Origin of the sequence: Nitrosomonas ureae (genome assembly GCF_900206265.1) — a bacterium.
Taxonomy (GTDB): Bacteria; Pseudomonadota; Gammaproteobacteria; order Burkholderiales; family Nitrosomonadaceae; genus Nitrosomonas; species Nitrosomonas ureae_C.
In genome coordinates this window covers 3,003,328-3,025,152 of record NZ_LT907782.1, presented here as the reverse complement: position 1 = coordinate 3,025,152, position 21,825 = coordinate 3,003,328, and the positions used below count along the sequence as shown (strand labels likewise).

The 21,825-nt window shown below is 38.1% G+C and carries 32 protein-coding genes; 3 read left to right on the top strand and 29 right to left on the bottom strand.

What is annotated here, in order from left to right; genetic code table 11:
* Positions 1–50: 50 nt before the first annotated feature.
* Positions 51–737 (top strand): ComF family protein, encoded by a 687-nt coding sequence (locus CPG39_RS14085; RefSeq protein ID WP_096294169.1) that lies wholly within the window; start codon positions 51–53, stop codon positions 735–737.
* A gap of 21 nt (positions 738–758) precedes the next feature.
* Positions 759–1,223, top strand: a complete 465-nt coding sequence (gene trmL, locus CPG39_RS14080) for a tRNA (uridine(34)/cytosine(34)/5-carboxymethylaminomethyluridine(34)-2'-O)-methyltransferase TrmL (protein WP_096294168.1) — start codon at positions 759–761, stop codon at positions 1,221–1,223.
* Between the two features lie 6 nt (positions 1,224–1,229).
* On the opposite strand, the gene pilQ is transcribed toward trmL, so the two are convergent.
* The 5 genes from pilQ to CPG39_RS14055 form a co-directional block, all read right to left on the bottom strand.
* Positions 1,230–3,326 carry a type IV pilus secretin PilQ gene (gene pilQ / locus CPG39_RS14075; RefSeq protein WP_096294167.1) on the bottom strand — a complete coding sequence of 699 codons (2,097 nt, stop codon included), beginning with the start codon at positions 3,324–3,326 and terminating at the stop codon, positions 1,230–1,232.
* Positions 3,327–3,357: 31 nt separating this feature from the next.
* Positions 3,358–3,759, bottom strand: coding sequence for a pilus assembly protein PilP (locus tag CPG39_RS14070; RefSeq protein WP_231990321.1), 402 nt, complete (start codon positions 3,757–3,759; stop codon positions 3,358–3,360).
* Between the two features lie 120 nt (positions 3,760–3,879).
* The gene (locus CPG39_RS14065) at positions 3,880–4,494 is read right to left on the bottom strand and encodes a type 4a pilus biogenesis protein PilO (RefSeq protein ID WP_096294165.1); all 615 of its coding nucleotides are present in this window, start codon (positions 4,492–4,494) and stop codon (positions 3,880–3,882) included.
* Positions 4,495–4,511: 17 nt separating this feature from the next.
* Positions 4,512–5,096: a PilN domain-containing protein gene (locus CPG39_RS14060; RefSeq protein ID WP_096294164.1), complete on the bottom strand. Its 585-nt coding sequence runs from the start codon at positions 5,094–5,096 to the stop codon at positions 4,512–4,514.
* The gene (locus tag CPG39_RS14055; RefSeq protein ID WP_096294163.1) at positions 5,093–6,196 is read right to left on the bottom strand and encodes a pilus assembly protein PilM; all 1,104 of its coding nucleotides are present in this window, start codon (positions 6,194–6,196) and stop codon (positions 5,093–5,095) included. Before CPG39_RS14055 ends, CPG39_RS14060 begins: the two co-directional genes overlap by 4 nt.
* Before the next feature lie 231 nt (positions 6,197–6,427).
* Between CPG39_RS14055 and CPG39_RS14050 the strand changes: the two genes are divergently transcribed.
* The gene (locus tag CPG39_RS14050; RefSeq protein ID WP_096294162.1) at positions 6,428–8,746 is read left to right on the top strand and encodes a penicillin-binding protein 1A; all 2,319 of its coding nucleotides are present in this window, start codon (positions 6,428–6,430) and stop codon (positions 8,744–8,746) included.
* A 29-nt stretch (positions 8,747–8,775) separates the two neighbouring features.
* Here CPG39_RS14050 and hemB read toward each other — a convergent pair whose 3' ends face one another.
* The 24 genes from hemB to rpmC form a co-directional block, all read right to left on the bottom strand.
* Positions 8,776–9,738: a porphobilinogen synthase gene (gene hemB, locus CPG39_RS14045; RefSeq protein ID WP_419866135.1), complete on the bottom strand. Its 963-nt coding sequence runs from the start codon at positions 9,736–9,738 to the stop codon at positions 8,776–8,778.
* 246 nt (positions 9,739–9,984) lie between these two features.
* On the bottom strand, positions 9,985–10,581 hold the full coding sequence (gene yihA / locus CPG39_RS14040) for a ribosome biogenesis GTP-binding protein YihA/YsxC (protein WP_096294160.1): 597 nt from the start codon (positions 10,579–10,581) through the stop codon (positions 9,985–9,987).
* 2 nt (positions 10,582–10,583) lie between these two features.
* Positions 10,584–11,348: a type III pantothenate kinase gene (locus CPG39_RS14035; protein ID WP_096294159.1), complete on the bottom strand. Its 765-nt coding sequence runs from the start codon at positions 11,346–11,348 to the stop codon at positions 10,584–10,586.
* A 6-nt stretch (positions 11,349–11,354) separates the two neighbouring features.
* Complete coding sequence (locus tag CPG39_RS14030; protein WP_231990320.1) at positions 11,355–12,323, bottom strand: biotin--[acetyl-CoA-carboxylase] ligase; 969 nt, start codon at positions 12,321–12,323, stop codon at positions 11,355–11,357.
* Positions 12,324–12,419: 96 nt separating this feature from the next.
* On the bottom strand, positions 12,420–12,827 hold the full coding sequence (gene rplQ, locus CPG39_RS14025; protein WP_096294157.1) for a 50S ribosomal protein L17: 408 nt from the start codon (positions 12,825–12,827) through the stop codon (positions 12,420–12,422).
* The gene (locus CPG39_RS14020; RefSeq protein WP_096294156.1) at positions 12,814–13,821 is read right to left on the bottom strand and encodes a DNA-directed RNA polymerase subunit alpha; all 1,008 of its coding nucleotides are present in this window, start codon (positions 13,819–13,821) and stop codon (positions 12,814–12,816) included. The genes rplQ and CPG39_RS14020 overlap by 14 nt, the downstream gene beginning before the upstream one ends.
* Before the next feature lie 46 nt (positions 13,822–13,867).
* Positions 13,868–14,494, bottom strand: coding sequence for a 30S ribosomal protein S4 (rpsD, locus tag CPG39_RS14015; RefSeq protein WP_096294155.1), 627 nt, complete (start codon positions 14,492–14,494; stop codon positions 13,868–13,870).
* 12 nt (positions 14,495–14,506) lie between these two features.
* On the bottom strand, positions 14,507–14,896 hold the full coding sequence (rpsK, locus tag CPG39_RS14010) for a 30S ribosomal protein S11 (RefSeq protein ID WP_013647128.1): 390 nt from the start codon (positions 14,894–14,896) through the stop codon (positions 14,507–14,509).
* Between the two features lie 34 nt (positions 14,897–14,930).
* Positions 14,931–15,290, bottom strand: coding sequence for a 30S ribosomal protein S13 (gene rpsM / locus CPG39_RS14005; protein WP_096294154.1), 360 nt, complete (start codon positions 15,288–15,290; stop codon positions 14,931–14,933).
* A 64-nt stretch (positions 15,291–15,354) separates the two neighbouring features.
* The gene (rpmJ, locus tag CPG39_RS14000; RefSeq protein ID WP_083810514.1) at positions 15,355–15,468 is read right to left on the bottom strand and encodes a 50S ribosomal protein L36; all 114 of its coding nucleotides are present in this window, start codon (positions 15,466–15,468) and stop codon (positions 15,355–15,357) included.
* Positions 15,469–15,498: 30 nt separating this feature from the next.
* Positions 15,499–15,717 carry a translation initiation factor IF-1 gene (gene infA / locus CPG39_RS13995; RefSeq protein ID WP_013647126.1) on the bottom strand — a complete coding sequence of 73 codons (219 nt, stop codon included), beginning with the start codon at positions 15,715–15,717 and terminating at the stop codon, positions 15,499–15,501.
* A 19-nt stretch (positions 15,718–15,736) separates the two neighbouring features.
* Positions 15,737–17,068, bottom strand: coding sequence for a preprotein translocase subunit SecY (gene secY / locus CPG39_RS13990; RefSeq protein WP_096294153.1), 1,332 nt, complete (start codon positions 17,066–17,068; stop codon positions 15,737–15,739).
* 17 nt (positions 17,069–17,085) lie between these two features.
* Complete coding sequence (gene rplO / locus CPG39_RS13985; RefSeq protein WP_096294152.1) at positions 17,086–17,517, bottom strand: 50S ribosomal protein L15; 432 nt, start codon at positions 17,515–17,517, stop codon at positions 17,086–17,088.
* A gap of 1 nt (position 17,518) precedes the next feature.
* A complete protein-coding gene (gene rpmD / locus CPG39_RS13980; protein WP_096294151.1) occupies positions 17,519–17,710 on the bottom strand; it encodes a 50S ribosomal protein L30 in 192 nt (63 codons plus the stop codon).
* A complete protein-coding gene (gene rpsE, locus CPG39_RS13975) occupies positions 17,711–18,247 on the bottom strand; it encodes a 30S ribosomal protein S5 (RefSeq protein ID WP_096294150.1) in 537 nt (178 codons plus the stop codon).
* Between the two features lie 13 nt (positions 18,248–18,260).
* A complete protein-coding gene (gene rplR / locus CPG39_RS13970; RefSeq protein ID WP_096294149.1) occupies positions 18,261–18,617 on the bottom strand; it encodes a 50S ribosomal protein L18 in 357 nt (118 codons plus the stop codon).
* Positions 18,618–18,627: 10 nt separating this feature from the next.
* Complete coding sequence (gene rplF / locus CPG39_RS13965; RefSeq protein WP_096294148.1) at positions 18,628–19,161, bottom strand: 50S ribosomal protein L6; 534 nt, start codon at positions 19,159–19,161, stop codon at positions 18,628–18,630.
* Positions 19,162–19,173: 12 nt separating this feature from the next.
* Positions 19,174–19,569 (bottom strand): 30S ribosomal protein S8, encoded by a 396-nt coding sequence (gene rpsH / locus CPG39_RS13960; RefSeq protein ID WP_096294147.1) that lies wholly within the window; start codon positions 19,567–19,569, stop codon positions 19,174–19,176.
* 76 nt (positions 19,570–19,645) lie between these two features.
* Entirely contained in the window at positions 19,646–19,951 is a 306-nt protein-coding gene (gene rpsN / locus CPG39_RS13955) for a 30S ribosomal protein S14 (protein ID WP_096294146.1), read from the bottom strand.
* A gap of 7 nt (positions 19,952–19,958) precedes the next feature.
* Positions 19,959–20,498 (bottom strand): 50S ribosomal protein L5, encoded by a 540-nt coding sequence (rplE, locus tag CPG39_RS13950; protein WP_096294145.1) that lies wholly within the window; start codon positions 20,496–20,498, stop codon positions 19,959–19,961.
* Positions 20,499–20,516: 18 nt separating this feature from the next.
* Positions 20,517–20,834, bottom strand: coding sequence for a 50S ribosomal protein L24 (gene rplX, locus CPG39_RS13945; RefSeq protein ID WP_096294144.1), 318 nt, complete (start codon positions 20,832–20,834; stop codon positions 20,517–20,519).
* Positions 20,835–20,852: 18 nt separating this feature from the next.
* Positions 20,853–21,221: a 50S ribosomal protein L14 gene (gene rplN / locus CPG39_RS13940; protein WP_013647115.1), complete on the bottom strand. Its 369-nt coding sequence runs from the start codon at positions 21,219–21,221 to the stop codon at positions 20,853–20,855.
* Between the two features lie 168 nt (positions 21,222–21,389).
* A complete protein-coding gene (gene rpsQ, locus CPG39_RS13935) occupies positions 21,390–21,635 on the bottom strand; it encodes a 30S ribosomal protein S17 (protein WP_096294143.1) in 246 nt (81 codons plus the stop codon).
* Positions 21,622–21,825 carry a 50S ribosomal protein L29 gene (gene rpmC / locus CPG39_RS13930; protein ID WP_096294142.1) on the bottom strand — a complete coding sequence of 68 codons (204 nt, stop codon included), beginning with the start codon at positions 21,823–21,825 and terminating at the stop codon, positions 21,622–21,624. The genes rpsQ and rpmC overlap by 14 nt, the downstream gene beginning before the upstream one ends.

The following is a 21,825-nucleotide window of genomic DNA, read 5'->3' as shown; positions in this document are numbered from 1 at the left end:
TCAATTTTTCCGTTACGCTTTATTCATAACAGATCGACACTATTCTCATCATGACCCAAATAAACTGTGTACTATGTGGTGCATCGGCAAATCAGGATTTCTGCGAATCCTGCCTGCTCGACTTACCGCAACTGCCAGAAAATCATTGTCCTATTTGCCTGTGGCCAGTCCCAACCTCGGAAATATGTGGTGCTTGTCTGAATACCCCCCCTGCATTCACTCGCACCATCGCTGCACTACGTTACACATTTCCTATCGATGCGCTGATTCATGCATTCAAATATCGCGCCAATCTTTTCTTGGCGTCGACTCTGGCAAACCTGCTCATTGAAAAATTAAAGGCCACCGATAGATTGCCGGATGTCATTATCCCGATGCCTTTGCATCCCATCCGGTTACGTGAACGCGGATTTAATCAGGCGATGGAAATCAGTCGTTATGTTTCGGAGTCGCTTGGCATTACCGTATTACCCGATAGCTGTACCCGCATCAAGCATACACTTCCGCAAACCGGATTACCGTGGAAAGATAGGCAGAAAAATATTCGCAGCGCTTTTGATTGTACAATAGATCTTTCCGGCAAGCATGTTGCGCTGGTTGATGATGTCATGACAACGGGCGCCACATTAAATGAAGTGGCAAAAACACTACGTAAACATGGTGTAATTGAGATCAGCAACTGGATAATAGCCCGGGCTTTGTCCGAAAAAAATCAAATAGGGCCGTATTTATCCTAACAGGCCAATAATCACATCCCTATGTATAATATTATCCTTTACCAACCCGAAATTCCACCCAATACAGGCAACATTATCCGTCTCTGTGCCAATACCGGTATGCAATTGCACCTTGTCAAACCTTTAGGATTTCCACTCCAAGATAAGCAATTATTACGCGCAGGTCTGGATTATCACGAATTTGCTCAAATTATAGTACACGACAGCTGGGCAGATTGTTGCCACAACCTACGAGATCATCGAATGTTTGCCATCACCACACGAGGAAAACAGGGTTATGACAAAGTAAGCTACGCAGCGGGGGATGCCTTTCTGTTTGGCACGGAAAGCCGGGGATTGCCCTCTCATATTATGGATACCTTCCCGGAGCAGCACCGCATTCGGGTACCGATGGTAGCTAATAGCCGCAGTCTTAATTTATCCAATACTGTCGCCATCATTGCTTATGAAGCATGGCGACAATCCGGTTTTTCCATGGGAATCTAGGCAGTTCTATTGCAGATTCAAGCTATCATTTAAAATGCGTGGCGTCACAAAAATCAACAACTCGCGTTTATTGTCGACCCTGGTTGTATTGCGAAAAACGTGACCAAGCACCGGAATATCTCCCAGCATCGGTACTTTATTGACCACCCGATTCTCAGTTCGATCAAAAATACCGCCAATTACCACGGTTCCGCCATTTTCCACCAATACCTTAGTGGTCACTTGTTTGGTATTAATTGCCGGCGGTAGAAATTGATTAATAATCGCACCAATTCTGTCCTGATTGACATTCAACTCCATATCAATCTGACCATTATAGGTAATCAATGGTTTTACCCTTAATCGCAGCGTCGCATCCATAAAGCGAATACTCGTGGCTCCACTGCTGGTAGCTTGTTGGAAGGGAATTCGATCACCTTGCTCAATAATCGCTTCGACGCCATGCGCTGTGACTACTCGTGGACTGGCTATCACCCTTCCTTTCTGGTCTGTTTCCAATGCCGACAGCTCAAGATTAATTAATCGGTTATTATTAATTTTCATTAAACTCAAACCCAGTGCAGCCGGACCACCCAACAAGCCAGTAGCCGCCGCCGCAGGTAAATTTACATTCAGGTTATTGGCCCCACTTACCCCACCTCCGGCAGCAAGAGCGCTTGAACCGGTTAAATTACCCGAAACCCCCAAGGTTTGATCACCCAGACCACTCGCATTCTGTATACCAAAACGCGCGCCCAGATTGCGGCTAAAATTATCTGTCGCTTCGACAATGCGCGCCTCGATCATGACTTGTCTTTCAAACACATCCAGCTTCTGTATGCGCTTTCTAACTTCATCTATTCGGACAGGAATATCGGTGACCGTCACTGTATTGCTAATCTCATCGATATTGATCGTACCTCGCCTGCTCAGCATCCCTTCAAACGAAATTGAATTAACCCTCCGATGATTCAGATGATAAGTTTCCGAACGTAGCGGCTCCATATCGGCTATTTGCATTTGTGCTTCCACATCGAGCAATTCTCTGTCTGCCATCTCTTTTCGCGGTGCCACAAAAATGACGTTTCCTACCTTGCGTTTATCCAGCCCATGCGCCTGCAACACAATATCAAGTGCCTGATCCCAAGGTACGTCCTTTAATCTTAAAGTAAGATTACCTCCCACCGAATCACTGGCGATAATATTCAAATTAGTAAAATCAGCAATCACTTGCAACACCGCCCTAACCTCTACATCTTGGAAATTAAGCGATAATCTTTCACCGGTATATCCTCCATTAGCACGTCTTTTTTTCGCTTGCTCCTCTTCATCTTCGGTCAGCGCCCGTATTTCAAGGATAAATCTTGTCCCTGACTGACGTGCCGAATGCTCCCAACGTCCGCCGGACTTAACATGCATGCGAACATTATTTCCCTTCTTGGATGTTTCAATGATTTGCACAGGCGTAGCAAAATCCATCACATCGAGGCGTTTTCTAAGACTACCAGGCAGTAATGTATCGACAAATTCAACAAAAATATCGTCACCTTGTTGCTGCACATCAACGCTTGTACCGGCTTTTGTCATATCAACTTCAATACGACCCTCGCCATTCGCACCGCGGCGAAAATCGATATCTTGTAGCCTATTCATATGAGTGTTAAAGGTTTCCTCAGCAAATCGCACAACGGTAGTAGATGTTCGATTCTCCGGTACAGTGAACAGCTTGATTAACAATATATTTTCCTGCGCTATCATTTCATGCCGCATTAACCTGGCCAAGTTTAATACCAACCGTGTTCTATCACCTACCTGAACGACATTTACGCTGCGCAAATCCCCTTCAGAAGCTTCCTGCTCATTCTTTCCCAACCCGTTGGAAACCTGATAAAAGTCAAAATAAATACGATTTGGATTGTCCAGAGCTACTCCTGTCGGGAGTGCTTGGAGCGGATAATCGAGAGTAATCTTTGCAATTACCTCGCTATTTTGGAAGGTAGAAATATCGATTGAACGGATACTATTTTGAAGTGCCTCTGCTGTTACTGTTTGCGGAGAAAAAATTACCACTGAGAAACAAATTAATATTGCAGCAAATACCATATTAAGGCCATACCCTTTCATAGCTATTGTTAGCTTAATGGTTGTTACGTTGCTAATTTTTCAGCGTAAGTACACTTGTCCTTTCAATCCATTCATTCACCCCGTCTTGTACGATTTCTGATAGCTTAATTTCCGATTCCGAAATATAGTTAATTTTTCCGAAATTCGAACCTAAATAATTACCAACCTTGACACGATATAGTGCTCCATCTGGTGATTTTATTACAGCAAAAATCATATCTTTCTGTTGTAATGAACCAACCATGGATAAGTTCTCCAACGGATAGGATTCCAGAAACTCCTTACGCCGATTCAAATCAGGTTGAATTTCACTTGTAAGCACCTGTACCTGATTATTTTTGCGCGGCACAAAAGGACTGGGTATATCAAATGCCTGATAAGTAAAAGATTTATATGGAACAACTTCAGGCAATGGATCAATTTTACCTTGCAAGCCCTCCCCCGAGTTATATATAAACGCTTCCAGATCCCTGGAATCATTCTGACTGCACCCAGTTATCATGCTCAACCAAATTGTAGATAATACTAGCAGATATATGTTTCTAATCATAATTTATTTGCTTCCTGTCTGCTTTAACATTTCTTCCTCATCCAGATAACGAAATGTTTTTGCAACCGCATCCAATACTAGTTTCCCATCATTCGCAGGTAAAATGCTAACGTCATTTAACGTGACAATCCGTGGCAATTGCGCAACATCACTGGCAAATGCGCCAATATCATGATAGCTGCCGGTCACCCGGATTGACACTGGCAACTCGGCATAAAATGCATGAATCGTTTCCTGCGCATCGGGTTTAAATAATTCAAACTGCAAGCCACGACCTAAGCCAGCTTGATTGATATCCACCAATAGCGCTTCCATTTCCGATTTATCAGGAAGCTGTTTGAGCAACGCACTAAGGGATTGCTCAATTTCTTTCAACTGCAAACGCAAAGCAGATAGATTGACAGCGCTACTTTTCTTAACCAGATAAGCGTTTTTTAGCGTTTCTTCTTCAGCATGTATATTTCTCAGCATTTCGATTTGATCTTGCCAAACTAGAAAATGTCCTGCCACGATGATCGCAATAAATAATATTACCAATGCGGCAATCTTAAATGCTGCCGGCCAATTCCCAGCTTGATTGATATCTAGCTGACGCAATTCCATGAGTAAATTATTCATCGCAGTTTGTATGTATTTTATCCGGCAGCATTAAAAGAAGAGTCTTGCGCATCATTGATGAATGCTTGCTTGAGTTTTATTTTCATATTGAATTCATTTTGACGCACATTATTGATCGTCATTGCTTTAATTTCTATCAATAACGGCGACTCAAGCCATGGTGAAGATTCAAGATTACGCATCAGTGTCGATACCCATGCATTGGATTGCGCATATCCAACCAAAGTAATGTTATGCCCCTCTTGTTTGATACTTTGCAGATATACGCCATCGGGAAGCAGCCGTACCAATTGATCCAGTAAATGAACAACCTCGGATCGACTGTTTTGCAAGGTCTCCACGATTTGCTTACGTGTAAGCAGCTCTTGTGTCTGATTCTTAATTTCTCGGATCTCTGCAATCTCTTTATCCAAAATTGCAATCTGCTCATTTAAGTATTGATTACGGCTATTCTGAAATTCTATCTTTTCAGCAATCATGTCATGAACACCCCAAACCACCAGCAAACCTAAAAACCCGGCCAATCCGGCTAGTGCTGCGATTTGCTGCTGTCTTGCTTTACGTTTAAGTTCACGATGAGGAAGTAAGTTAATACGAATCATGATGGATCAAAATTTCTTAAAGCCAGACCGCAAGCAATCAAAAGGGAGGGTGCATCGAGATTCAATTGCCGCGGAATAATACGACTCGACAATTCCATAGTTGCAAAAGGATTCAGAATCAGAGTGCTGACTTGCGTACGTGCTGCAATAACCGCATCCAATCCGGGTATGACTGCACTTCCACCCGCTATAAAAATATAGTTCACTTCAGTATATTGCGTGGAGGTATAAAAAAACTGAATAGCACGCATCACTTCGATGGCCAATGTCTCGCAGAATGGTCGCAAAACATCTGCCTGGTAGTTTTTAGGTAACTCTCCGCTACGCTTGGCTGCTTCAGATTCTTCCAACGAGAGATTGAATTGATTATGTATTTCTTGTGTTAATTGATTGCCGCCAAAGGATTGATCCCGGGAATATATCGACTCACCATTGAGCAGCACATTAACTTTCATGACCGTTGCACCGATATCAACCAGTGCGATTATCTGGTCTTTCCCCCCTCCTGGCAATTGATTCAGCGTTAACTCAAATGCAGCTTGCGCCGCATATGGCTCTACATCCATGACCATGGCCTTCAGACCTGCAGATAGCGCTGCTGCCACACGATCTTCGACTTTCTCTTTACGTGATGCTGCAATTAGGACTTCGACTTCATCTGAACTATCGGAAATTGATCTGGTAATTTGAAAATCCAGATCAACTTCATCTAATGGAAATGGAATATATTGACTGGCCTCATTTTCCACTTGAAAAATTAAGTCATCTTCCCGCTGCCCCGCCGGAACAATTATTTTTTTTGTAATTACATCTGTTGCAGGCAACGCTAATGCTACATTTTTATAGCGAGTTCCCATCCGCTTCCAGCCACGTAGTAAGCATTCACTCACGGCTTCCATATTGGCGATTCCACCATCCAGCATTGCATCTACCGGCAAAGACTCTATAACATAGCGATCTATCCGATAAGTTTGGCTTCCTTTACCAGTTAATGATAACTCAACCATTTTTATCGAGGAGGAGCTGATGTCCACACCGATCAGTGGTGGAGACTTCATTTTTAAGAAGCCCAGATCAATAGCAAAATTTTCCTTGAACATTGTTTGATTAGCGACGATACTCGCAAATTAAAAGTTGCCCTATCAGAACTAGAATATGTAAAATCTTTATTGTCCGTATAAATTCGATGAAACCATTCACCAGATTGAAAAAACTGGCATTGATTTTGACAGAATCTGTAAAATCCTATTCAAAGAAAAGCGCTGGATATACCCCTCCTTTCACTGGATAAATCGACAATACCATTATATGATAAGTCCCTATCAATTTTCATGTTAGCTCGTTGGTTATATTATTTTTTCTTTACATTCTCAGCACTAGGCCTGATTGGAATCCTATTAGCAGGTTTTGCTGCATTGGTTATCTATTCAAATTTACCATCGTTGGAAACATTAACGGATTACCGTCCTAAAATTCCCTTACGGGTATACAGTGATGAAGGTCTATTAATCGGAGAATTCGGTGCAGAACGTAGAAACGTTGTAACTATTTCTCAAGTTCCAGAAAATCTAAAACAATCAATTCTGGCAGCAGAAGATGATCGTTTTTATGAACATGGTGGTGTCGACTATCTTGGCGTTCTACGAGCAGCCTATTCAAATTTTTCTGCAGGGAGTGTACGACAAGGTGCCAGCACAATAACAATGCAAGTGGCACGAAATTTTTTTCTGACAAGAGAAAAAACCTTTACCAGAAAGCTTAGTGAAACACTATTGGCTTTTAAGATTGAGCATAATCTTACTAAAGATAAAATTTTGGAGCTTTACATCAACCAAATCTATCTTGGGCAGCGTAGCTATGGCTTTGCAGCTGCAGCGCAAACATATTTCGGAAAATCTTTACAGGAAATTAATATTGCAGAAGCCGCCATGCTGGCAGGTCTTCCTAAAGCACCCTCTAGTTATAATCCTATCAGTAATCCTAAGCGAGCTAAAAGTCGGCAACTTTACGTCTTAGGAAGATTATATAAACTTAACTACATTTCTAGTAAAGAACTAAGCGAATTAGAAAAACAATCCGTTCCAGTAAAAAAACGTTCAACAACCTCCACAATGCCGGCAGAATATGTTGCCGAGATGGTTCGCCAAGTAATCTATGATCGATACCGGGAAGACGCATATAATAAAGGTATAAAGGTCTACACAACAATCCGTCAACTTGATCAAGAATCTGCTTATCAGGCTTTACGAAAAAATGTAATCGAATACGATCGGCGTTGGGGCTATCGAGGCCCTGAAGGATTTATTGATTTACTGAAGAATGGAACAAACCAAGAAAAAACATTGAATGATGCATTGGATGAAGTTAACGACAGTGACGATATTTATGCAGCAGTTGTATTGTTTGCAAAACCAAATAAAGTACAGGCTTATCGTAGAGGAGGTGAAATCATCGAAATCACGGGTGATGGGCTTAAATTTGTACAAAAATCCCTTACTGAAAAAAAAGAACCTGGGAAAAAATATATCACTCCTGGTGCATTGATCCGTATTCAGAAAGATCTTCACAATGTATGGCGTATTGTTCAATTGCCTGAAGTTGAGTCAGCGCTGGTTTCAATTGATTCCAACGATGGTGCAATACGTGCTTTGGTTGGTGGTTTTGATTTTTATAAGAATCAATTTAATCACGTTACTCAGGCATGGCGACAACCTGGATCCAGCTTCAAGCCTTTCATCTACTCTGCAGCCTTGGAAAAAGGCTTTACTCCGGCGACGATCATCAACGATGCACCCCTCTCGTTCAGTGCAACTCAGACAGGAAGCCAGTTATGGGAACCCAAAAATTTCGATGGTAAATTTGAGGGGCCGATACGTATGCGCACCGCCTTGACTAAATCAAAAAATCTTGCATCTATCCGAATATTACAAGCTATTGGCATACGCTATGCACAAGACTATATAACCCGATTTGGTTTTGATGCGGAACGCCACCCTCCTTATTTACCAATGGCGCTTGGAGCAGGTTCAGTCACACCGATGCAGATGGCTGTAGGTTATGCAGTATTCGCGAATGGCGGATTCCGTGTTGCTCCATACTTTATAAAAAGTATTGAAGATGAAAAAGGTAACGTTATTGAACAATTTCATCCCATATCAGTATCAAGTGGAGCCAAACGAGTCATTGATCCACGCAATGCATTTATTATGACAAGTATGATGCAAGACGTGATTAACCGTGGCACAGCTGTTAAAGCTAAACAGCTAGGACGCAGTGATCTCGCAGGAAAAACAGGTACTACCAGTAATTTTATAGATGCTTGGTTTTGCGGTTTCCAGAAAGATTTAGTTACTATTGCATGGATAGGATATGACGAACCCAAATCGTTAGGCAGCAATGAAACTGGCGGACGTGTTGCATTACCTCTCTGGATGGATTATATGAATCCAGTTTTAAAGGGTATTCCAATAGCTGGGTACCCGCCACCTAATGGAGTTAAGACAGCAAAAATAAATTCAGTCACAGGATTTAGAGATGATTATGGAGACATTACAGAATACTTCTTTAGTGAATTGCTTCCTCCTATGATCGACAGCTCTATTGAGTTTTCACCCAAAGTAACAAGAGATGTCAAAGATCAATTATTCTAAAAATCAGAACATACTCTAATTTTATGTATTTAAGTTTTTTTGAGCCATTCAGCCGCCTCGACAGCATAATAAGTTAGAATCCCGTCCGCGCCCGCGCGCTTGAAAGCAAGCAATGATTCCAATACACAAGATTCTTCATTTAACCATCCGTTGATTACAGAGGCTTTGAGCATTGCATACTCACCACTAACTTGATAAACAAATGTAGGCGCCCTAAATTGATCTTTCACACGACGAATGATATCTAAATAAGGCATGCCCGGTTTAATCATTACCATATCGGCACCCTCCTCCAAATCTAATCCAACTTCCCATAACGCTTCATCGGAATTCGCAGGATCCATTTGATAAGTATATTTGTTACCAGTACCTAGATTCTTAGAAGATCCCACAGCATCACGAAATGGGCCATAAAAACTCGAGGCGTACTTAGCAGAATAGGCTAGAATGCGCGTATGAATAAGTTTATGATTGTCTAAACTATTTCTAATTGCTGAAATACGCCCATCCATCATATCCGAAGGAGCAACGATATCTGCACCTGCCTGAGCATGAATCAATGCTTGCTGACAAAGAACTTGTACTGTTTCATCGTTCATCACATAACCAAACTGATTGACCAAACCATCTTGACCGTGAATTGTATATGGATCCAAAGCAATATCGGTAATTACTCCCAACTCAGGAAAGTTAGTCTTTAGTTGTCTTATTGTTCGCGGCACAAGTCCGTCAGGATTATATGCCTCGCTAGCTGTTAGATTCTTCTGCTCGATATCTATAACTGGAAAAATAGCAAGTGCTGGAATACCAAGGCGCATGCATCGCTCTGCCTGAACCATTAAAATATCGATACTCTGCCTCACTACTCCAGGCATTGATTCGATATTTTCACTACGATTTTTTCCATCTAAAACAAAAACCGGGTAAATAAAATCATCTGGCAGAAGATGAGCTTCTCGCATCAAATTACGAGAGAACTTATCGTGCCGCATTCGACGCATTCTTCTCTGAGGAAAACGACAATAGGTGAACATAATAGCAAATGAGATAAATTAAAAAATCATCCGGGAACTGACTCGAAGATTGTGTGTCTCATAAATGGACAATCTTGATCGTCTACCTGTCTTTCCTCCCTGAGACAGGGAAAGTGATATTAAGGCGGTTCCCCCGGTTTTACTCCCCTTTAACCGGGGTTTTTTATTTAGATCATAATAGTTGTATTTAAATATCATAGCGTACTAATTTATACGCAGCCATTCAGTTATAACTATCATCGCATCCTCAACACCAATATTCGTTTTACTTGAAAATAACTGCACACTGCATTGCGGATAGAATTCCTTTATAAAAAGAGCTACTTTTTGTAAAATAATATTTGCTTGCTGTTTGCTCAATTTATCAGCTTTAGTTAATAAGATATGAATTACTTTTCCTGTCGATGAGAACCAGTCAAGCATCTGAATATCCTGAGGTTTCAGAGGATGACGAATATCCATTACTAATATCAATCCCCTAAGTGAGTTACGAGTTTGCAAATAGTTACTTAATAAATTTTTCCAGTGTAGCCGCACATGCTCTGGAACTTTAGCGTAACCATACCCAGGTAAGTCAACAAGAAATTGATTTGATGCTAATTGAAAAAAATTGATTAGTTGTGTGCGTCCTGGGGTCTTACTAACAAATGCCAAGTGATTTCTATTAGTTAATGCATTGATAGCGCTTGATTTTCCAGCATTTGATCGTCCAGAAAACGCAATTTCAATACCGGAATGCTTGGGTAAATCCCGTCTCTCATGCGCAGAAGTATAAAAAGTCGCATTCAATAAATGAGGCATATTTATAGCAAAAAATTAGACTCTGAATTTTTTAATGTGTCATTAGCAACTATTATCAAACCTTCTAACACTAAATTATTAATAACTTTAATTGGAAGTTTAAAAAAAGGTATTAATAATGAAGAATTTCCACCACTTATGATGCAATTGGCAGAAACGAGGTTTGCATTTGATAACAAAAGATTGTACATTCGATCAATAGCGCCTAGTATGCAATGCAACATTCCAGTTTGTATCGCATTTTCGGTATTAGCAGGAAAATCTTCGTAGCGACCCAATTCAATATTAGTAAGTTGAGTGCCTGCCATAAGGCTTTTAGTCATTAAATGAAATCCAGGTAGTATAACCCCACCAAGAAATTTACCAGACTCCGAAAGAACATCAATTGTCACCGCTGTTCCTGTGTTAATAACTAAGCAGGGCTTCTTCTCAATTTTCCAAGCTGCAATTAGAGCTGCCCAACGATCACTTCCTAACTGCCTCGGATTAGTATAACCGTTAATCACACTACATCTAGACCCACTAGCGCATAACCATTGTGGTTTCGTGGACCAAAGAGAAATTAAGTTATTTATTTGATTTTTAGTTTCATCACGAGCAACATGAGAAATAATAATGGAAGTTGGCCGCGAGATCTTTATGAATTCGTTTTCTAGGATAGAAACATTTTTGTAAAATACATTGCCCTGTTTTAACCATTGATCATCACTATACAATCCCCATTTTATATTCGAATTTCCAGAATCGATGGCAAGTATAGAGGACATGAATTCTTACTGAATCCTAGGTCGGATCGAAATGTTACCTACATTAAATGACTTCCTTCCTTCCAGAGTTAACAAGCAGATGGCACCATCATCTGTTACTCCGTCAACTATACCTGTTATTGTCAAGCCATTTGGAATGATCAAATCAACTTCACATCCTTCGTAAGAATGATAACTAATCCATTCTTTTTTAAAATAAGAAAAGCCATAGTATGCGAAATCATCAAGAACATTATATAGTTCTGATAATAGCTTGCCTAACACTAGATTTCGATCGATTAAATTACCAGTTACACTTGACAAATCAGTAACTCTCTGACCAATCAAAGGTATAATTGATTTAGAAAGATTAAAATTTATGCCGATGCCTATTACCGCGCACGATGGTCCGCACACTTCACCGCGAATTTCTATTAAAATACCAGCCAATTTATAATAATTACATAGAATATCATTTGGCCATTTTATGTTGATATTTGGAATAGAATAAGATCTTAAAACTCTTAAAATTGCAATACCAACGACTAAACTCAAACCAGATAGATCAGATACTCCTTTTTCAAAACGCCAACATAGTGAGAACATTAATCCATTACCAAAACCGCATTGCCAAATACGACCCTCTCGCCCTCTTCCATTTGTTTGAAATTCTGCAATAACAACCGGGCTTGAACGCTGAATTAATGTATTTCTTTTTAATTGACTAAGAAGATAATTATTTGTCGAATCTATAATATCGAACAATCTAAGATCGAATCTTTCTGACTTCATCAATGTATGTCGAGCAATCAGCTCAGTATCTAACCATACTATTGGCTTATTTAATCGAATCCCATATCCATCAATATTTACTACATCAACATTATATTTCTGTAATTGGCTCACTAAGAAATGTATCGAAGCTAACGAACATTTAAAATATTTTGCTAAAGAATTTGCTGAATGATTCAATCCATCATTCAGTACATTTAACAAACATAATGCTTTTAAATTCACATACATGCGTGTATGAAATTTCTAAAGCGCAAATTGTTTAATATATTTTTTACAATTTATGTTAGTTTATTTTAATTAATTACCTTCAGTATTAATTGATGTAGATGTAGATTCAGCTTCATATACTGGTCTACCAACTAGCTCTACCAAAGCCATTGGAGCATTATCTCCCTTCCTGTAACCATACTTAAGAATCCGAATATATCCTCCAGGGCGAGAAACATAACGAGGTCCCAACTCAGAAAATAATTTTGTTACGCTTTCGCGATCGCGTAATCTATTAAAAGCTAATCTACGATTTGCAAGTGAAGGTTTTTTTCCTAAAGTAATCATAGGCTCAACATATCTTCTTAGTTCTTTAGCTTTAGGTAACGTTGTTCTAATGACCTCATAACGCAACAACGAATTACTCATATTCTGGAACATAGCCTTTCTATGACTACTCGTTCGGTTCAATTTCCTCAAAGCATTACTGTGCCGCATGATTATTTTCCTTTGAAACACTATCAAGGTTAGCTGGTGGCCAATTATCTAATTTCATTCCTAATGTAAGTTCTCTTGATGCTAAAACTTCTTTAATTTCGTTCAGTGATTTCCTTCCTAAATTTGGCGTTCTGAGTAATTCAGCTTCAGTTCTCTGAATTAAATCTCCTATATAGTAAATATTTTCCACTTTCAAACAATTAGCCGATCTTACCGTTAGCTCTAGATCATCAACGGGTCGGAGTAGTATAGGGTCGATCTGTGGAGCTTGTGGTTTTTCTTTTGGTAGAGGTGTGCTTTCAAGATCAGCAAAAACAGATAATTGTTGAACTAAAACTCGAGCAGCAAAACGTATTGCTTCTTCAGGCTCAACTGCACCATTTGTTTCAATGTCAACAATCAGTTTATCCAAATCAGTTCGCTGCTCAACACGAGCACTCTCAACCGAATAACTTACACGTCTAATTGGACTAAAAGAAGCATCTAATAATATAGTACCTATGCTATTCTTTTCATTAATGCCACTTTTTCTAATATTAGCAGGAGCATAACCTCTCCCTTTTTCCACCTTAAGCTGTACATCAATCTTTCCTTCTGATGTCAAATGTGCAATTACATGCTCGGGGTTAATTATTTCAACATCGTGGCTAAGTTCAATATCTGCAGCGGTAACAATTCCTTTGCCGGATTTCTTTAATGAAAGTATTACTTCATCATTATTATGTAGCTTTAAGACGATACCTTTTATATTCATTAGTATATCTACGACATCTTCTTGCACACCATCCAGTGCTGAATATTCATGCAATACACCAGCGATTGTAATTTCTGTGGGAGCATACCCTGTCATAGAAGACAATAATATCCGGCGCAACGCATTTCCTAATGTATGCCCATAACCACGCTCAAAGGGCTCCATGACAACTTTTGCATGAAGAGGAGATATATTTTGAACATCAATAATTCTTGGCGTTAGCAAATCTGTACCGTACATAGTAAATAAATGTGCCTTAAATAAAGAAAATCAATGATATTATTGATTACTTAGAATACAATTCGACAATCAAAGATTCATTAATCGTCGCAGGTAAATCAGATCGCTCAGGTTTTGTCTTAAAAATTCCTTTCATTGCTTTAGCATCAACTTCAATCCATGTTGGAAAATTACGATTATTTGCCATTTCAAGTGCATTCTTAATTCGCAATTGCTCTTTTGCTTTTTCTGCAACTTCAACAGTATCTCCAGCTTTTACTCTATATGAAGGAATATTGACACGATTGCCATTTATTAAAATACCATTATGCCTAACAATCTGTCTCGCTTCAGATCTAGATGCTCCAAATCCCATATGAAAAGCAACGTTATCCAAACGACCCTCAAGTAATTGAAGAAGATTATCGCCTGTTATACCGCGCTGCTTATCCGCAACTTTATAAATATTTCGGAATTGTTTTTCTAAAATTCCATATATCCTTCTTATTTTTTGTTTTTCTCGTAACTGACCGCCATAATCTGAGGTTCTCCCTTTCTTCTGACCGTGTTGTCCTGGTGGATAATTTCTCCGTTCTATCGCACATTTATCAGTAAAACACTTTCCACCTTTTAAAAAAAGCTTTTCGCCTTCGCGTCTACATTGTTTACATTTTGGTTCAAGATTCTTTGCCAAAGTTTAATCTCCTCAAATTCTCCGTTTTTTTGGAGGGCGACATCCATTATGTGGTACTGGTGTTACATCCGAAATACTAGTTATTTTAAAGCCAGCAGAATTCAATGCTCTTACAGCTGAATCTCTTCCAGGTCCAGGGCCTTTAACTCTGACTTCCAAATTTTTAACACCACAATCAATTGCGATTTTACTCGCATTCTCGGCTGCAATTTGTGCTGCGAAAGGAGTGCTTTTACGAGATCCCTTAAAACCTGCCCCCCCCGAAGTCGCCCACGATAATGCATTACCCTGACGATCAGTAATTGTAACAATCGTATTGTTAAACGAAGCATGTATATGAGCTATTCCTTCCGATACATTCTTTTTTATTTTTTTTCGTACTCTAGAAGTTATTTTAACCATTTAATTTCCTTTTATACAACCACACAAAAAAATATTATCTAGCACGTATGGCTTTACGAGGCCCTTTTCGCGTTCTGGCATTTGTACGTGTTCGTTGACCACGAACAGGTAAACCGCGTCTATGTCGCAAGCCACGGTAACATCCAAGATCCATAAGTCTTTTTATATTCATTGAGATCTCTCGACGGAGATCCCCTTCAATCGTTAACTTCGAAACTTGATCACGTATCAATTCTATCTGATCTTCAGATAAATCTTTAAGCTTTATATCAATATCAATACCTACAGCTTTACATATATCTGTTGAGCTCGTTCGACCAATTCCATAAATAGAAGTTAATGCTATGCCAATATGTTTATGATTAGGAATATTTACACCAGCAATACGCGCCATTCAATTTCCTTGTTTCTTGTATATAAAAAATATAGATAAAAATAGATAGATCGATACTAAATAATTATCCTTGTCGCTGCTTATGTCTTCGGTCCTCACATATCACTCGAATTATTCTATTGCGACGTATGACTTTACATTTTCTACAAAATTTTTTTACAGATGCATTTACTTTCATAGTATTAATTCCAAAAATGTTTTAAGTTGATCATTTAGCTCTAAATGTAATTCTAGCTCTAGTAAGATCATATGGCGTTAAATCAACCGTAACTTTGTCGCCAGGTAAAATCCTTATATAATGCATTCGCATCTTGCCTGAGATATGACCAAGAACGATATGTCCATTCTCTAATTTTACTCTAAATGTAGCATTAGGAAGAGTTTCTAGTATTTCGCCTTGCATTTGTATTGTTTCTTCTTTAGCCATCAAATATTTTTATATCCTGCTATTTAACATTTAGTTTCCCACTATTGGTTTTGAGATTAGTTTTCTTTAATAAACTATCATACTGCGAAGACATCACATGCGATTGTACTTGTGACATAAAATCCATCGTAACAATCACTATAATTAGAAGCGATGTACCACCAAAATAAAATGGCACATTCCATTTTAGAATTAGAAATTCTGGCAACAAACACACAAGGGTGACATATATTGATCCAGCCAAAGTTAAGCGAAGCATTATTTTCTCAATATATCTTGTAGTTTGTTCTCCAGGTCTAATTCCAGGTATAAAAGCTCCACTTTTCTTAAGATTATCTGCAGTTTCTTTTGGATTAAAAACAAGGGCTGTATAAAAAAAACAAAAGAAAATTATCATTATAGCATATAACATTACATAAATTGGCTGCCCCGGAGCTAATGCAGCACTGATATCTCTCAATATTATCATTGACTCGTTATTTGCAAACCATCCAGCCAAAGTGGCCGGAAATAAAATAATACTTGATGCAAATATCGGCGGTATCACTCCAGCCATATTTATTTTTAAAGGCAAATGAGAACTTTGGCCACCATATATTTTTTGACCAATCTGGCGTTTTGCATAATTTACCAAAATACGCCTCTGTCCTTTCTCAACAAATACGACAAACCATGTAACCAAAGCAGCTGCAATAAAAATCCCCAACGCGATAATAAAATGCATCGAACCTGTACTAACTAAATCTAAGGTACCTCCTATCGCACTTGGCAGTCCTGCAGCTATTCCTGCAAAAATTATTAAAGAAATTCCATTACCGATACCTCGCTCAGTAATTTGCTCACCCAGCCACATCAAAAAGATTGTTCCTGTTACTAACGTAATCACGGTAGTTAGTGTAAACATCCCGCCCGGTTCAATTACTAATCCGTTTTGTGACTGAAGCGCGATCGATATTCCATAGCTTTGTACCAATGCTAGAGCAAGCGTGCCATATCTTGTATATTGTGTGATTTTTCTTCTACCATTCTCTCCTTCTTTTTTTAGCGCCTCTAAATAAGGCACAGCAACTGTTCCAAGTTGCATAATGATAGAAGCAGAAATGTAAGGCATGATACCTAATGCAAATATAGAAAAACGTGAAAGAGCCCCTCCTGAAAACATATTAAACATTCCCAGAACTCCACTCTCCTGAGATTCAAATAAGTCCTTTAACACATTTGAATCAATACCAGGAACCGGAACATGCGCACCAATTCTATAAACAATTAACGCCAATAACAAAAACCATAAACGTCGCTTTAAATCAGAAAATTTATCGACAGGCTTATTCGATGCACCTTTTATAGCCACTTTTATTCCTTATACCTCTATAATATTTTTCCACCCGAAGCTTCTATCATTACTCTTGCTCCTTTACTAACATAAAGTCCTTGTAATGAAAATACTTTATCAATCTGATCTGCGCCATAAATTTTAACTTTTTTCACTTTATCTGGAATAATATTTAATTTCTTTAATAAATCAATGCTAATTACTTCTTCAGAAATTAACTTTATGTCTCTTAATCGCAATCTCTGATAATCGTTTTTTTTTAAAACGGAAAAACCTCTTTTAGGTAAACGTCTTTGTATTGGCATCTGGCCTCCTTCAAACCCCACTTTATGAAATCCACCAGAGCGCGATTTTTGTCCTTTATGGCCACGACCACAAGTTTTTCCCAAACCTGATCCCATTCCTCGACCCACACGTACTTTCTTTTTAACAGAATCTATACCAGGCTTAATTTTATTTAAAAACATATTAACCCAATTTTATTAAATATCTAACTTTATTTATCATACCAAGAATTTCTGGGGTCTTAACAAGTATTGAACAACTATTCATTTTTCTTAATCCTAGCCCTCTGATGGTTGCTCTATGAGATTTTTTTACACCAATCAAACTCTTAAATAAAAAGATTTTTATTGTATCTGGAGTTATATCTTTAGTCATTTATTTTTCTCCTAAAATTTCTTTAATCGTCTTTCCGCGTTTAGCAGCTATCCCCGCTGGCGTATTCATCATATTCAATCCTTTGAGCGTTGCTCGCACCACATTATATGGATTTGTAGAACCAATACATTTAGCAAGAATATCCGTCATGCCTACAACTTCGAAAATTGCCCGCATAGGGCCTCCAGCAATAATCCCTGTTCCTTCTGGAGCAGGTTGCATGTATACCTTTGCGGCTCCATGAGAAGCTATAATTGGATGATATATGGTGCCATTTCTTAGTTTAACTTTTATCATTCTTCTACGAGCTTCATCCATTGCCTTTTGAACAGCAACTGGAACTTCACGGGATTTTCCCTTACCCATGCCAACACTTCCATCACCATCACCCACAACTGTTAGTGCCGCGAAACCTAATATACGCCCACCTTTAACAACTTTAGTAACTCGATTAATAGCAACCATTTTTTCACGCAAATCATCACTAACGTCTTCACTTCCTAAGAGCTTTCCATTTGCCTTTCCAACCTTTACCATCACTAATCCTTAATTAGAATCTCAATCCATTTTGACGTGCTGCTTCCGCCAACGCTCTAACTCTTCCATGGAATTTATACCCTGCTCTATCAAAAGCGATATCCGTTATTCCACATTTCTTTCCTTTTTCTGCGATTCTTTTTCCAATGAGAGCTGCAGCTGATACCGTGTTACCAGGCGATATCTCTTTTCTTACATCAGGCTCCAAAGTAGAAGCACACGCAATAGTCCTATGATGCTTATCATCGATTAATTGCGCATAAATATGTAAATTAGTTCGATGAATTGACAATCTTATGGCTCCAATTTCTGCAATTTTGAATCGAGTTTTTTTTGATCGCTTCAGACGTTTATCTTTCAAATTTTCCATATAACTTCACTTATTTCTTCTTCGTTTCTTTAAGAATGATACTCTCATTTGAGTAACGAATACCTTTCCCTTTATACGGCTCTGGTTTTCTATACGACCGTAAGTCAGCAGCTACTTGGCCAACCATTTGTTTATTTGTTCCCTTAATATATATTTCAGTTTGCGTCGGAGTTTCAATTTTTATTCCTTCAGGTATTATATAATCAATTGAATGCGAAAAGCCTAGTGCCAGATTAATTTTATCTTGAGTTGCTTGTGCTCGATAACCAACCCCCACTAGTTGCAATTTTTTTTCAAATCCAACGGTCACACCTTGAACCATATTCGCTATCAGGGCTCTCATAGTTCCTGACATAGCATTAGCCTGCTTAGATTCTGATACGCATTTCACTCTAATCTCATTACTAGTCACTTCCAACATGACATTATTAGTTACTTTTTGATGAAGAACACCTAAAGGACCTTTAACAGTTAGGCTGAAGTCAGAAGTGCTTACTTCCACACCGGAAGGAATAGTTACAGGATTTTTACTTACACGAGACATTTAAAATATCCTTTAAACAACATAACATAATAGCTCCCCTCCAACTCCAAGCATTCGCGCTTTTCTTTGGGTCATTACACCTTTTGAGGTTGACATAATTGCAATACCTAAGCCATTCATAATGTTTGGTAGATTTTTACTAGATTTATAAATTCTTAGACCAGGTTTACTGACACGCGATATCTTTTCAATCACACTATCACCCGAATAGTATTTCAATTTAACCTCTAAATTAATTTTAATACCTTCTTCAAGAATATTATAATTTTCAATATACCCCTCATCTTTTAAAACATTAGCTATTGCTTTCTTGATACGAGAATTTGGCATTATTACTGATTCTTTTTTAGCCAATTGTGCATTACGTATGCGTGTTAGCATATCAGCAATTGGATCACTCATACTCATAATGATATCTACCTAACGATTAGTTATATTTATAAAACCTAATGAACAAACTTTGATTAACTAAAATATTGCCCCATCACCAACTCGCCTTTATTATTCCTGGTATTTTTCCGCTCATAGCAATATCTCTTAACTTACCTCTTCCCAAGCCAAATTTTGAGTACACTCCACGTGGCCTGCCTGTTAACGTACACCTATTCCTTAAGCGAACAGGGCTAGAGTCTCTCGGTAGTTTTTGTAATGCCAAATGAGCTTTATCACGCTCAGCATCACTGAGTGTAGAATCACTTATTATTTTCTTTAAATTTACTCTTCGCTCATTATATTTTTGTACAATTTTATATCTTTTGATATTTCTATTAATGATAGCAAGCTTTGCCATTCTAATCTCAATTTTTAAAAGGAAAGTTAAAAGCAGTCAATAACGCTTTCGCTTCTGTATCACTCTTGGCTGTAGTTGTAATTGATATATTCATGCCCCTTAGACTATCAATTTTATCATAATCTATCTCCGGGAATATAATTTGTTCCTTCACACCCATGTTATAATTACCTCTGCCATCGAAGGATTTGCTCGAAATTCCTCTAAAATCTCTTATCCTAGGTATTGCAATTGTTATCAATCGATCAAGAAATTCGTACATTCTCACACGCCGCAGCGTAACCATACATCCTATTGGATAATCCTTTCTCACTTTAAATGTCGCAATGGATTTCTTAGCTTTAGTAATCACCGGCTGTTGACCCGATATCTTTTTTATATCAGATAATGCATTCTCAATAATTTTTTTATCGACGGTTGCCTCACCAAGTCCAATATTTAACGTAATTTTAGTTATACAAGGAACCTGCATAACAGAATTGTACTTGAATTGTTCCATTAATTTTTTTACAACCGTATTTCTATAATATTCTTGTAAGCGAGCCATATTTAAACCATTCCCTCTCTACGATTCAATCAAATCACCACTAGATTTAAATATGCGCACCTTATTATTATCTAAGTTAAATTTAAATCCCACTCTATCAGGTTTCTTTGAGTTAAAATTATAAATTGCGACATTAGAAACATGTATTGGCATCTCTTTGCTTATTATACCACCCGAGATACCATTAGCTGGATTAGGTTTTTGATGTTTCTTAACTATATTTATACCTTGAACAATTAAATAATCGCCTTTTTCAACACGAAGGACAGTTCCCCTTTTTCCTTTATCTTTACCGGCAATAATTATCACATCATCACCTTTTCTTAATTTCTGCATACTAATCTCCTACTGTCACTATAATACTTCTGGAGCTAGAGATACGATTTTCATAAAATGCACACTTCGTAACTCGCGAGTCACTGGACCAAATATACGTGTTCCAATCGGTTCAAATTTATTATTAAGCAATACAGCAGCATTATCATCAAATTTTAATAAAGAACCATCATTACGTCTAACACCTTTTGCTGTTCTAACCACTAAAGCATTATATACCTCACCTTTTTTCACCTTTCCTCTGGGTGCTGCATCTTTGACGCTGACTTTAATGATATCACCTATTCCCGCATACTTTCTTTTTGATCCGCCAAGTACTTTTATGCACATAAGAGACCGAGCACCTGTATTATCCGCTACCCTTAATATTGATTGCATTTGGATCATTTTTTATTCGCTTTCGTTAAATTTATTTTTAGCTACATAAGACTCTAGCTTATATAGTTAATATTTTAAGTAATAGTAATGATGATCATATTTATCTATCACTTCCAAACTTAAATGTTGAATCACATATTTTTTCTATTATCACGACGAACTAGGTCATTCGAATTTTTATACTTTTTCTACCACTTTCCAATTTTTTGTTTTAGATAAAGGTCGACATTCTTCCAATAGAACAATATCACCCACTGAATATTGATTAACCTCATCGTGAGCATGATATTTTTTAGATCTTGTAATAAACTTTCCATACAGCGGATGCATTAATCTACGCTCCACTAAAACAGTTACAGTTTTATCCATCTTATCGCTAATAACTTTTCCACTTATAGTGCGGTTTAATTTATCGCTCTTCATGATTATTTTGTCGCTGGGTTATAAATGTTTTAACTCTGGCAATATCTTTTTTAATCATTTTTAATTTCTTCGTATTTGACAATTGTTGTGTCGCTAATTGCATTCGCAATCCAAATTGTGCTTTTAATAAAGAAATCAATTCTATATTTAATTCCGATAATTGCTTATTTTTTAGTTCGATTGACTTCAT

Coding starts and splice junctions, on each gene's coding strand:
- rplF (WP_096294148.1), bottom strand. CDS start 19,161: ATGTCTCGTGTAAGTAAAAATCCTGTAACTATTCCTTCCGGTGTGGAA.
- pilQ (WP_096294167.1), bottom strand. CDS start 3,326: ATGAAAGGGTATGGCCTTAATATGGTATTTGCTGCAATATTAATTTGT.
- CPG39_RS14035 (WP_096294159.1), bottom strand. CDS start 11,348: ATGTCCTCTATACTTGCCATCGATTCTGGAAATTCGAATATAAAATGG.
- rplQ (WP_096294157.1), bottom strand. CDS start 12,827: ATGCGGCACAGTAATGCTTTGAGGAAATTGAACCGAACGAGTAGTCAT.
- rplO (WP_096294152.1), bottom strand. CDS start 17,517: ATGTTTTTAAATAAAATTAAGCCTGGTATAGATTCTGTTAAAAAGAAA.
- rpsH (WP_096294147.1), bottom strand. CDS start 19,569: ATGAGTATGAGTGATCCAATTGCTGATATGCTAACACGCATACGTAAT.
- rpmC (WP_096294142.1), bottom strand. CDS start 21,825: ATGAAGTCAATCGAACTAAAAAATAAGCAATTATCGGAATTAAATATA.
- rpmJ (WP_083810514.1), bottom strand. CDS start 15,468: ATGAAAGTAAATGCATCTGTAAAAAAATTTTGTAGAAAATGTAAAGTC.
- rplN (WP_013647115.1), bottom strand. CDS start 21,221: ATGATCCAAATGCAATCAATATTAAGGGTAGCGGATAATACAGGTGCT.
- rpsN (WP_096294146.1), bottom strand. CDS start 19,951: ATGGCAAAGCTTGCTATCATTAATAGAAATATCAAAAGATATAAAATT.
- trmL (WP_096294168.1), top strand. CDS start 759: ATGTATAATATTATCCTTTACCAACCCGAAATTCCACCCAATACAGGC.
- rpsQ (WP_096294143.1), bottom strand. CDS start 21,635: ATGAAGAGCGATAAATTAAACCGCACTATAAGTGGAAAAGTTATTAGC.
- CPG39_RS14085 (WP_096294169.1), top strand. CDS start 51: ATGACCCAAATAAACTGTGTACTATGTGGTGCATCGGCAAATCAGGAT.
- rpsE (WP_096294150.1), bottom strand. CDS start 18,247: ATGGTAAAGGTTGGAAAGGCAAATGGAAAGCTCTTAGGAAGTGAAGAC.
- rpmD (WP_096294151.1), bottom strand. CDS start 17,710: ATGACTAAAGATATAACTCCAGATACAATAAAAATCTTTTTATTTAAG.
- rpsK (WP_013647128.1), bottom strand. CDS start 14,896: ATGGTTAAAATAACTTCTAGAGTACGAAAAAAAATAAAAAAGAATGTA.
- hemB (WP_419866135.1), bottom strand. CDS start 9,738: ATGCGGCACGATAAGTTCTCTCGTAATTTGATGCGAGAAGCTCATCTT.
- rpsM (WP_096294154.1), bottom strand. CDS start 15,290: ATGGCGCGTATTGCTGGTGTAAATATTCCTAATCATAAACATATTGGC.
- CPG39_RS14020 (WP_096294156.1), bottom strand. CDS start 13,821: ATGTACGGTACAGATTTGCTAACGCCAAGAATTATTGATGTTCAAAAT.
- infA (WP_013647126.1), bottom strand. CDS start 15,717: ATGGCTAAAGAAGAAACAATACAAATGCAAGGCGAAATACTAGAAACT.
- CPG39_RS14055 (WP_096294163.1), bottom strand. CDS start 6,196: ATGTTCAAGGAAAATTTTGCTATTGATCTGGGCTTCTTAAAAATGAAG.
- rplR (WP_096294149.1), bottom strand. CDS start 18,617: ATGGAAAATTTGAAAGATAAACGTCTGAAGCGATCAAAAAAAACTCGA.
- CPG39_RS14065 (WP_096294165.1), bottom strand. CDS start 4,494: ATGAATAATTTACTCATGGAATTGCGTCAGCTAGATATCAATCAAGCT.
- CPG39_RS14050 (WP_096294162.1), top strand. CDS start 6,428: ATGTTAGCTCGTTGGTTATATTATTTTTTCTTTACATTCTCAGCACTA.
- rplX (WP_096294144.1), bottom strand. CDS start 20,834: ATGCAGAAATTAAGAAAAGGTGATGATGTGATAATTATTGCCGGTAAA.
- CPG39_RS14060 (WP_096294164.1), bottom strand. CDS start 5,096: ATGATTCGTATTAACTTACTTCCTCATCGTGAACTTAAACGTAAAGCA.
- rplE (WP_096294145.1), bottom strand. CDS start 20,498: ATGGCTCGCTTACAAGAATATTATAGAAATACGGTTGTAAAAAAATTA.
- yihA (WP_096294160.1), bottom strand. CDS start 10,581: ATGCCTCATTTATTGAATGCGACTTTTTATACTTCTGCGCATGAGAGA.